Genomic DNA, 2,189 nt, shown 5'->3' on the forward strand with positions numbered 1-2,189 from the left:
CGGAGTGGTCCCGGTGGCTCACCGGCTGGTGAAGCCCGCGTCGACGGTGAGCGTGGTGCCCGTCACGCGCGGGGAGTCGTCGCAGGTCAGCCATAGTGCGGCGGCGGCGACGTCGGTGGGTTCGACGAGGGTGTTCATCGGCTGGTCGCGGAGGAAGAGCTGCTCGTGCTCGTCGTCCGGCAGGCGCAGCGCGTGCCCGATCTCCCCGAGCATCCGCCCCTCGACCAGCGGGTCGTCGCGCACGGAGCCGGGGCACAGCGCGTTGACCCGGATGCGGTGGGGCGCGTAGTCGAGGGCCGCCGCCTTGGTCAGACCGATCAGGCCGTGCTTGGCGGTGACGTACCCGCCGAAGTCGCGGTAGCCGACCACTCCGGCGGTCGAGGAGATGTTGACGATGCTGCCTGCCCCTCGTGCCACCATGGCCGGGGCGACGGCTTTGATCATCCGCCAGGCGCCGGAGAGGTTGACGTCGAGCATCAGCGCCCAGTCGAGCTCGTCGATCTCGTGGATCGGCACCCCTGAAGGCGCCGCGATCCCGGCGTTGTTGACGAGTCCGTCGAGCGAGCCGAAACGCGTCAGCGCGTCGGCCACCGCCGTGTGGACGCTCCGTGGATCGCGGACGTCGACCGCCGCGGCGAGCACCGCGCCGCCTTCCCGCTCGCACAACTCCGCGGTGTGGTCGAGCTGTTCGCGGCTGCCCAGGGGATAGTCCACACCCTCCAGGTTCGCGGCGATGTCGAGGAGCGCCAGGTCGGCACCCTCGCGGGCGAACCGCACGGCGCACGCGCGGCCGATCCCGCGGGCGGCTCCCGTGATCACGACGGTCTTGCCTTCGAGTGACCTGCCCATGGCTGCGTTCCCGTCCGGATCAGCGGTCACCGACGGCCTTGAGTACGGCATCGGGGTCGTCGGTCAAGTACATGTGCCCGCCGGGGAATTCGCGATACGTGAACGCGCCATTGGTGGCCGACTGCCACTGCCGCGCGTGCTCTTCACTGACGAGGGTGTCCTCCGCGCCCCGCAGCGAGGTCACCGGTATGTCGAGAGGCTCGTTCGACGAGGGCTTGTAGTTCTCGTGCATAGCCACGTCCACGCGGAGCGAGGGCAGAAGGAGCTCCCGCAGGGCCGGGTCGTCGAGCGCCGCGTGCCGGTATCCGGCGAAGTCCTGGACCCGGGCGAGGAACTGCTCGTCGTCCAGGCCCGTCGCCCGGTCGTCACGCCCCGCCCAGGGGCCGGGGGAGCCGCTGACGTAGAGGTGCGCGAGGCCGGGCTCGCCGAGCCGGACGAGTTCGCGGGCGATCTCGTACGCGAGCACGGCGCCGAGGCTGTGTCCGAAGAGCCCGAAGCGAGGGACGTCCGCGACGAGTTCGGCCACCTGGAGGGCGAGCTTCGGCGCCGCCTCGGTCACGTCGGTGAACGCCTCGTCCAGGAAGAGTTCCTCACGGCCGGGCAGTTGCACGGGCAGCACGGTGACAGAGACACCGTGGTCCGGCCGCTTGGTCCACTCTCGGTAGAACCCCGCTCCGCTCCCGGCGAAGGGGAGGCAGACCAGCGGGAAGGGCGCTGCAGACATGAGTCCTCGCTAAGGCGTTCCGGTGGGCGGCGGTGGCGCCGCAACATCACGATGGAGCATTGACGCTGCTCGCGCGAGCGAAACCCGTACGCGTTCACGAGCGTGCGGGGGTTGTTTCCGACCGGGTTTCCTCTTGGTTCGGCCGGCACCGAATTCACGCGGGGAAGCCCGTACGGATTCCGGCGCCGCCGCTGTCGGCGTCGCGTCGGCGGGGCAACTTTACGCAGCGCGCCACCAATTCGCACAGCCCCGGACTACTTCGGGCGAGGAAAGTCCGTGTGCTGTCCCGGCGACGGGACATCGCTGACGTCGACTTCGTATCGCGACGTCGTATCACGACTGCGTATTGCGGCTCCGTAACGCGTCCTCGCGTCCTCGCGTCCCGTCTTCGTATCGCGTCCCCGCGTCCCGTCTTCGTATCGCCGTCGAATCGGGTGCGGTGGCCGCGCCATTGCCTTTCCGCCTCTCACACGCGTGGCCCCGCCATGGAGCGGGCGCATGGATTCCGTACGGACGAACGCACGCGTTCCCGGAATGATTTCGCGAACGGTTCGGCCCCCCGCCTGTCGCACGGCGGGGGGCGTCGTCAGGCGGGTACGACGGCGGTGGCGGAACG

At 69.9% G+C, this 2,189-nt stretch carries 2 protein-coding genes; both read right to left on the reverse strand.

The genetic code is table 11. From position 1 onward, the window contains the following. Window positions 1-18: 18 nt before the first annotated feature. Complete coding sequence (locus AC07A4_RS27985) at window positions 19-849, reverse strand: SDR family oxidoreductase (protein WP_478603512.1); 831 nt, start codon at window positions 847-849, stop codon at window positions 19-21. Between the two features lie 19 nt (window positions 850-868). Beyond that, on the reverse strand, window positions 869-1,573 hold the full coding sequence (locus AC07A4_RS27990; RefSeq protein WP_478603515.1) for a thioesterase II family protein: 705 nt from the start codon (window positions 1,571-1,573) through the stop codon (window positions 869-871). Window positions 1,574-2,189: the final 616 nt, after the last annotated feature.

This window comes from Streptomyces sp. NPDC043996, assembly GCF_056435225.1.